Source organism: Nonomuraea guangzhouensis (assembly GCF_019396345.1).
Lineage (GTDB): Bacteria > Actinomycetota > Actinomycetes > Streptosporangiales > Streptosporangiaceae > Nonomuraea > Nonomuraea guangzhouensis.
Map to the genome: position 1 here is coordinate 1 of NZ_JAHKRM010000089.1, position 6,131 is coordinate 6,131.

At 70.0% G+C, this 6,131-nt stretch carries 8 protein-coding genes; 5 read left to right on the forward strand and 3 right to left on the reverse strand.

Going from position 1 to position 6,131, the window contains the following annotated elements:
* The first annotated feature begins 220 nt into the window (after positions 1-220).
* From KME78_RS63350 to KME78_RS63360, 3 genes are all read left to right on the forward strand, one after another.
* Complete coding sequence (locus KME78_RS63350; protein WP_219539902.1) at positions 221-862, forward strand: response regulator transcription factor; 642 nt, start codon at positions 221-223, stop codon at positions 860-862.
* 110 nt (positions 863-972) lie between these two features.
* Positions 973-1,656 carry a CBS domain-containing protein gene (locus KME78_RS63355; RefSeq protein ID WP_308127610.1) on the forward strand — a complete coding sequence of 228 codons (684 nt, stop codon included), beginning with the start codon at positions 973-975 and terminating at the stop codon, positions 1,654-1,656.
* A gap of 2 nt (positions 1,657-1,658) precedes the next feature.
* Positions 1,659-2,255 (forward strand): CBS domain-containing protein, encoded by a 597-nt coding sequence (locus tag KME78_RS63360; RefSeq protein ID WP_219539903.1) that lies wholly within the window; start codon positions 1,659-1,661, stop codon positions 2,253-2,255.
* A gap of 16 nt (positions 2,256-2,271) precedes the next feature.
* Here KME78_RS63360 and KME78_RS63365 read toward each other — a convergent pair whose 3' ends face one another.
* The 3 genes from KME78_RS63365 to KME78_RS63375 are packed head-to-tail and all read right to left on the reverse strand — an operon-like array spanning position 2,272 to position 4,387.
* Complete coding sequence (locus tag KME78_RS63365) at positions 2,272-2,721, reverse strand: pyridoxamine 5'-phosphate oxidase family protein (protein WP_219539904.1); 450 nt, start codon at positions 2,719-2,721, stop codon at positions 2,272-2,274.
* Between the two features lie 29 nt (positions 2,722-2,750).
* Positions 2,751-3,524, reverse strand: coding sequence for a DUF6544 family protein (locus KME78_RS63370; RefSeq protein ID WP_219539905.1), 774 nt, complete (start codon positions 3,522-3,524; stop codon positions 2,751-2,753).
* On the reverse strand, positions 3,521-4,387 hold the full coding sequence (locus KME78_RS63375; RefSeq protein WP_219539906.1) for a universal stress protein: 867 nt from the start codon (positions 4,385-4,387) through the stop codon (positions 3,521-3,523). Before KME78_RS63375 ends, KME78_RS63370 begins: the two co-directional genes overlap by 4 nt.
* Positions 4,388-4,626: 239 nt before the next feature.
* Between KME78_RS63375 and KME78_RS63380 the strand changes: the two genes are divergently transcribed.
* Positions 4,627-5,667 carry a zinc-dependent alcohol dehydrogenase family protein gene (locus tag KME78_RS63380; RefSeq protein ID WP_219539907.1) on the forward strand — a complete coding sequence of 347 codons (1,041 nt, stop codon included), beginning with the start codon at positions 4,627-4,629 and terminating at the stop codon, positions 5,665-5,667.
* 213 nt (positions 5,668-5,880) lie between these two features.
* A partial coding sequence (locus KME78_RS63385) for a hypothetical protein (RefSeq protein WP_219539908.1) occupies positions 5,881-6,131 on the forward strand: 251 nt, incomplete at its 3' end.

The following is a 6,131-nucleotide window of genomic DNA, read 5'->3' on the forward strand; positions in this document are numbered from 1 at the left end:
GGGTTGTACGTCCCACCGCTGCGCGAGCTGCTCGGCACCGAACCGCTGCCCCTGGGCGACCTGTTGATCGTCACCGCGCTGTCCACCCTCGGTTACGCCGCCGTCCGCCTCGACCGGATCCTGCACCGTTCCTGAAGCCTGAGCCGTTTCCAACGCGGCGAATCCCCTTTGGGACTTTCGCCCCTTTCCCGTGCTGGTCCCGGCCGGTTAGCGTCAGAGCATGATTCGTGTGTTTCTCGTCGACGACCATGAGGTGGTACGGCGGGGCGTGGCCGCCCTGCTGAGCTCCGAAGAGGACATCGAGGTGGTCGGCGAGGCCGGGACGGCGGAGTCGGCGATCGCCCGCATTCCGGCGCTCAAGCCGGACGTGGCGGTGCTGGACGTGCGTCTGCCCGACGGCAATGGCGTGGACGTGTGCCGCGAGGCCCGCTCCAGGCTGCCGGAGCTGGCCTGCCTGATGCTGACGTCCTTCGCCGACGACGACGCGTTGTTCGACGCCGTGATGGCTGGCGCGTCCGGGTACGTGCTCAAGCAGATCCACGGCTCCGACCTGGTGGGCGCCGTACGCACGGTCGCCTCGGGACAGTCGCTGCTCGATCCGCAGACCACCGCGGCGATGCTGCAACGGCTACGGGAGCACGCCGCCAGGAAGGACCCGCTGGCGGCGCTGTCGGAGCAGGAACGGCACATCCTGGACCTCATCGGTGAAGGGCTGACCAACCGGCAGATCGGCGAGCGCATGTTCCTGGCCGAGAAGACGGTCAAGAACTACGTGTCCAACCTGCTGTCCAAGCTCGACATGCAGCGCCGCACCCAGGCCGCGGCGCTCTCGGCACGGTTGCGGGCAGATCGGCGGGAATGAGCGGGACCTTCGCCGAAAGACCGGCCCGTTCGGGACTTCCGGCCCTACCAGGCGCACTGCCTCGGAGCTGTGATGAAGGGAGGACAACAGCCGACGAGAAGGGCTGACCCGTGAAGCTCAGAACCGTCGCCGACGTGATGACCGCCAAGGTCGTCACGGTTACCGCGAAGACCCCGTTCAAGGACATCGCCGAGACCCTGATCGCCGGCGGCATCAGCGCCGTCCCGGTGGTCGACGACGCCGGCCACGTCGTCGGCATGGTGTCGGAGGCCGACCTGCTGCGTAAGGAGGAGTTCCGCGAGCAGTTCTACCGTGAGGGCTACCGGCCACCGCTGCGCGCCCGGCTGCGTCACCCCAAGGGCAAGGAGAAGGCCACCGGTGACACCGCGGGCGAGCTGATGACCAGCCCGCCGATCACCGTCTCGCCCGAGGCCTCGGCCGTCTCGGCCGCCCGGGTGATGGACGCCCACGACGTCAAGCGGCTCGCCGTCGTCGATGCGCACGGTCACCTGGCCGGCATCGTGAGCCGCCGGGACCTGATCAAGGTGTTCCTGCGCGGCGACGACGACATCGCCGCCGAGGTCCGCGAGGACGTCCTCGACCGGGGGCTGTGGGTGGACGCCTCCGGCGTCGCCGTCAACGTACGCCACGGCATCGTGACGCTCAGCGGCCAGATGGACCGCAAGACCGAGACCGCGATCGCCGTACGGATGACCGGCCGGGTCGACGGCGTGGTCGACGTCATCGACGAGCTCACCTGGAAGCACGACGACTCCAAGTGGGAGGCCCGATAGACATGCTCGTGCGCGAGGTCATGAGCAGCCCGCCCATCACCGTACGCCGTACCGACCCGGTACGGCAGGCCATCCGCACACTGCACCGCCATGACATCACCGCCGCCCCGGTCGTGGACGACGCCGACCGGCTCGTCGGTGTGGTCAGCGAACTCGACCTGCTGCGCGGCGAGTTCGAACCCGACCCCCGTGCCTCGGTACGGCCCATCGGCCCGGCCGCCGAACCGCCGCCCCGCCGGGTCATGGAGGTCATGACCCGCGAGGCCGTCACGGTGACCGAGACGACGGACGTCACCAAGGCGATCGACCTCATGATCGGCAAGCGGATCAAGAGCCTGCCCGTCGTACAGGGGGACCGGATCGTGGGCATGGTCAGCCGCCGCGACCTGCTGGCCATGCTCGCCAGGCCGGACGAGCAACTGCGCCAGGACGTGATCGCCGCGCTGCGCGAGCATTACCCCTTCGGGCCCAGCTGGGAGGTCACCGTCCGCGACGGCGTGGCCCAGCTGAGCGGGTCGCCGCACGAGCACGCCGACCACATCGCCGACGTGCTCGCCCGCACGGTGCCGGGCATCATCCGGGTCAGACACCTGAGGTGATCCCGCGGACGTGGAATCAGGTCTCCTCGACGGGCTGGACGAAGACACCGCCGGCGTGCACGGGAAGGCGGCGACCGCTGATCTCACGCAGCGGCAACCGCACGAACACCGGCTCGCTCAGCTCGACCCACGGAGCCCCGCCCAACTGCTCCAGGCGACGGACCTGGTCACGATCGGTGACGATGTCGGCCCGACCGCTCAGCACGACGCTCCAGCCCACGCGCAGCGCGGGCTCCACATCGTCCGCCTCGAAGGTCAGCGGCACGCCGTGCTGGATGGCGTCGAGCTTGCCGCCCCGCGCGGTCCTGAACACGATGCTGTCACCGTCCAGCACGAAGTTGACCAGCACGACCTTCAGATCACCGCCGGCCGCCGACCAGGCGACCCGGCCGATGACGACCGTCGACAGCAGCGCCAGGCAGGCCTCCCGGCCCAGTGCCTCGACACGACCCTCCTGCTGCCCCATGCACCCAGCCTCTCATGTGGTCTCTCGGACTAGCGGAACAGGGCGTCGTCGACGGTGAAGCGGATGAACTCGCCCTCGGCCCACCGATCGGTGCCGGGCCACCAGCCACCCGCCAGGTAGGCCGGAATGGTGAACCCGTCGCATTCGATCTCGCGCCCGCACTCCACCCCGAACACGTGGTCGCGGTAGCGGCCCTCCCCGGGATCACCCCAACGGGACATGGTGACACGCTCCAGCGCGCCGCTGGGCGCGATGGTCAGGGTCACGTCGTGATCCTCGGTGCCCACGGGAACGCTGGCGATCGCTTGGCGGTCGTCGATCGACTTCCACCGTAGCCTCGGGTCGAGCGCGGCGGCGGGCGCCATGACGAACTCACACGCCAGCCGTCCGGCGGCACTTCTGGTGATGTCCGGACCGGCACCCGACATCACGGGGAGGACGTCCAGCAGCCGCCAGCGCATCTCCCCCTGACCAGCGCGATACCGGTCGAACCCGTGCACGGGCAGCAGTCCCAGGTAGGCGGTGGCCGACCACACGAAGCCCTCCATCGGCAGGAGTACCTGCTGGGCGCGGAAGTCCCGCCAGGTGCGGAGCCGGATGGAGCCGTGCGTATCCAGCACCACCGCACGCAGCAGCGGTGTCCCCGGAGCGATGGCGTGCAGCACCCAGCGGCGCGCCGGTTCCGGCAGGTGGCCGGCCTGTGCGGGGTCGAACTCCTGGGCGTCCTCGGTCTGCGTCTGCAGGAGGTCCCAGTCGTGACGGGCTGTCTCGGTCATGTACGGCGGGGCGACGATGACGCTCATGACGGCCTCCACGCAGGCCGCACCACGGCCACCGGACAGCGAGTCCGGTGCAGGACACCGTGGCTGACGGACCCGAGTGCCGCCGAGGCGAAGCCGCCCAGTCCGCGCGAGCCGACCACCACGAGCGCCGCCGTCTCGGACGCCCTGGCCAGGACCGGGACCGGGTGCCCCGGGACGGTCGACTCGATCACCTCGACGTCCGGGTACTTCTCATGCCACGGCGCCAGGCGCAGCCGGATCTCGGCCGCCTCGTCGCCCAGCGCCCCGGTCAGGAGCGGGCCGTATCCCACGGGATGCGGGGTGAGCATCGGTGTCCGCTGGGCGTACACGACACGGACCGGCGTGCGCCGCGCCCTGGCCTGTTCCAGGGCGTAGTCCAGTGCCGACTCCGCGAACGGGGAGCCGTCGAAGCCGACCACGATCTCGCCATGGCTGCCGGGTACGGGCATCCGGACGATGACCACCGGACTGTGCGCGTGCCCGGCCAGGCCGAGCCCGACCGATCCCAGCACCAGTCCGGCGAACCCGCCGAGCCCTCTGCTGCCCACCACTACGCTGTCGGCCGTCTCCGACTCGCTCTTCAGCCGCTCGATCACCGCGCCCGTGATCACAGCCGTGGAGACCTCGAGCTTGGGGATGAGTCTGCGTACCTGGTCGGCCGCCTGGTCGAGCACGTACGTGCACCGCTCGGTCAGCGTCTGCCGGTCACTGGCCGCGGTGGGCGGGTGCTCCGCCGCCCAGGGCTCGCGTACGAGCACGATCCGCAGGGGAAGCCCTCTGCGTGAGGCGTCGTCGGCGGCCCAGCCGAGCGCCGATCCGGCCGATGGCGATCCGTCCACGCCGACCACGATCGCTCTGCTCATCGTCATCCTCCCTCGGACCTCTCCGCCCGGATGTGGCCCCGGCGCCTTCGCCTTCAGCACACACCCACCGGCCTGCGGCTTCCAGAGGACGAGGTCCTGCCTTACCAGGGACCATCGGCCCTGGTAACGCGTGATCGGGGTGAGCGCGGCCGAAGGGCATCGAGGCGACGGGACCTTCGTCCCTGGTCGGATCGGCCCGTCCCGGCGAGCGTGAGAGGTGAGCAGCACGAGGAGGCGTGATGAAGGCGCTCATCTACCACGGCCCCGGCCGGCGCTCCTGGGAGGAGGCTCCCGCTCCGCGGGTGATCGAGCCGACCGACGCCGTCGTCCGCGTGGACGCGGTCACCATCTGCGGCACCGACCTGCACATCCTCAAGGGCGACGTGCCCACCGTGGCGCCGGGGACGATTCTCGGCCACGAGGCGGTCGGCACCGTCACGGCGGCCGGAGGCTCGGTCGGCATCGTCAAGCCGGGCGACCGGGTGCTGGTCTCGTGCATCTCGGCGTGCGGGCGGTGCCGCTACTGCCGCGTCGGCATGTTCGGTCAGTGCCTGGGCGGTGGCGGCTGGATCCTCGGCCACCGGGTCAACGGCACCCAAGCGGAGTACGTACGTGTGCCGTTCGCCGACACCTCCACCCATCCGCTGCCCGACGGCGTCACCGACGAGGCCGCGCTCATGCTCGCCGACATCCTGCCCACCGCCTACGAGGTCGGCGTGCTGAACGGCCGCGTCCAGCCCGGCGACACGGTCGTGATCGTCGGAGCCGGGCCGATCGGCCTGGCCGCGATCACCACCGCGCGGTTGTTCACGCCCAGCCACATCGTCGCGGTCGATCCCGCCCCCGCACGGCTGGAGGCCGCCAAGCGGCTCGGCGCGGACCTGGTCGTGGGTGCGGGCGACGACCCGGCCGGCGCGATCGCCGAGCTGACCCGCGGGCTGGGCGCCGATGTCGCCATCGAGGCCGTCGGACTCCCGGAGACCTTCGAGCTGTGCACCCGCCTGGTACGCCCCGGCGGTCATGTCGCCAACATCGGCGTGCACGGCGCACCCGCCACCCTGCACCTCGAAGATCTGTGGATCCGCGATCTCACCATCACCACCGGCCTGGTCGACACCTACGCGACGCCGACCCTCCTGGACATGATCGCCGCCGGACGGCTGGACCCCGGCACGTTCATCACCCACCGCTTCGCGCTGGACGACATGGCCGCGGCCTACGAGACGTTCGCCGACCCGACGGCGACCGGAGCGCTCAAGGTGGTGCTGGCCCGCGGATGACGCCAGGCGAGGAATGACGGCGAGTTGACGAGTCCACCCGGCTATGAGAAACTGATCCCGGGAACGAGGTTGACACACTAATTAAGTGTGGACACACGTTTCCTATTTGCGTTATGCTGCCCCTCGCGCTGCCTTGCAACGCCCCCGGATTTCGCCGGGGCGTTTGGCGTGCGCGCAGTTCGATTCCATCCGCGCCCTCCGGAAGGACATCTGTTGGCAGCCTCGCGCAACGCCTCGGCCATACCCGCTGGTCCCCGTCGCGTCTCTTTTTCGCGCATCCAGGAGCCTCTCGAAGTTCCTGACCTTCTCGCCCTGCAGACCGAGTCATTCGACTGGTTGCTCGGTAACGAGAAATGGAAGGCCCGGGTAGAGGCGGCTCGTCAGGCCGGGCGCAAGGACGTCCCGACCCAGTCGGGCCTCGAAGAGATCTTCGAAGAGATCAGTCCCATCGAGGACTTCTCGGG

Bases quoted from the DNA above. Each gene is read 5' to 3' on its own strand.
- KME78_RS63350 (WP_219539902.1), top strand. From the start codon at position 221: ATGATTCGTGTGTTTCTCGTCGACGACCATGAGGTGGTACGGCGGGGC.
- KME78_RS63360 (WP_219539903.1), top strand. From the start codon at position 1,659: ATGCTCGTGCGCGAGGTCATGAGCAGCCCGCCCATCACCGTACGCCGT.
- KME78_RS63365 (WP_219539904.1), bottom strand. From the start codon at position 2,721: ATGGGGCAGCAGGAGGGTCGTGTCGAGGCACTGGGCCGGGAGGCCTGC.
- KME78_RS63370 (WP_219539905.1), bottom strand. From the start codon at position 3,524: ATGAGCGTCATCGTCGCCCCGCCGTACATGACCGAGACAGCCCGTCAC.
- KME78_RS63375 (WP_219539906.1), bottom strand. From the start codon at position 4,387: ATGAGCAGAGCGATCGTGGTCGGCGTGGACGGATCGCCATCGGCCGGA.
- KME78_RS63380 (WP_219539907.1), top strand. From the start codon at position 4,627: ATGAAGGCGCTCATCTACCACGGCCCCGGCCGGCGCTCCTGGGAGGAG.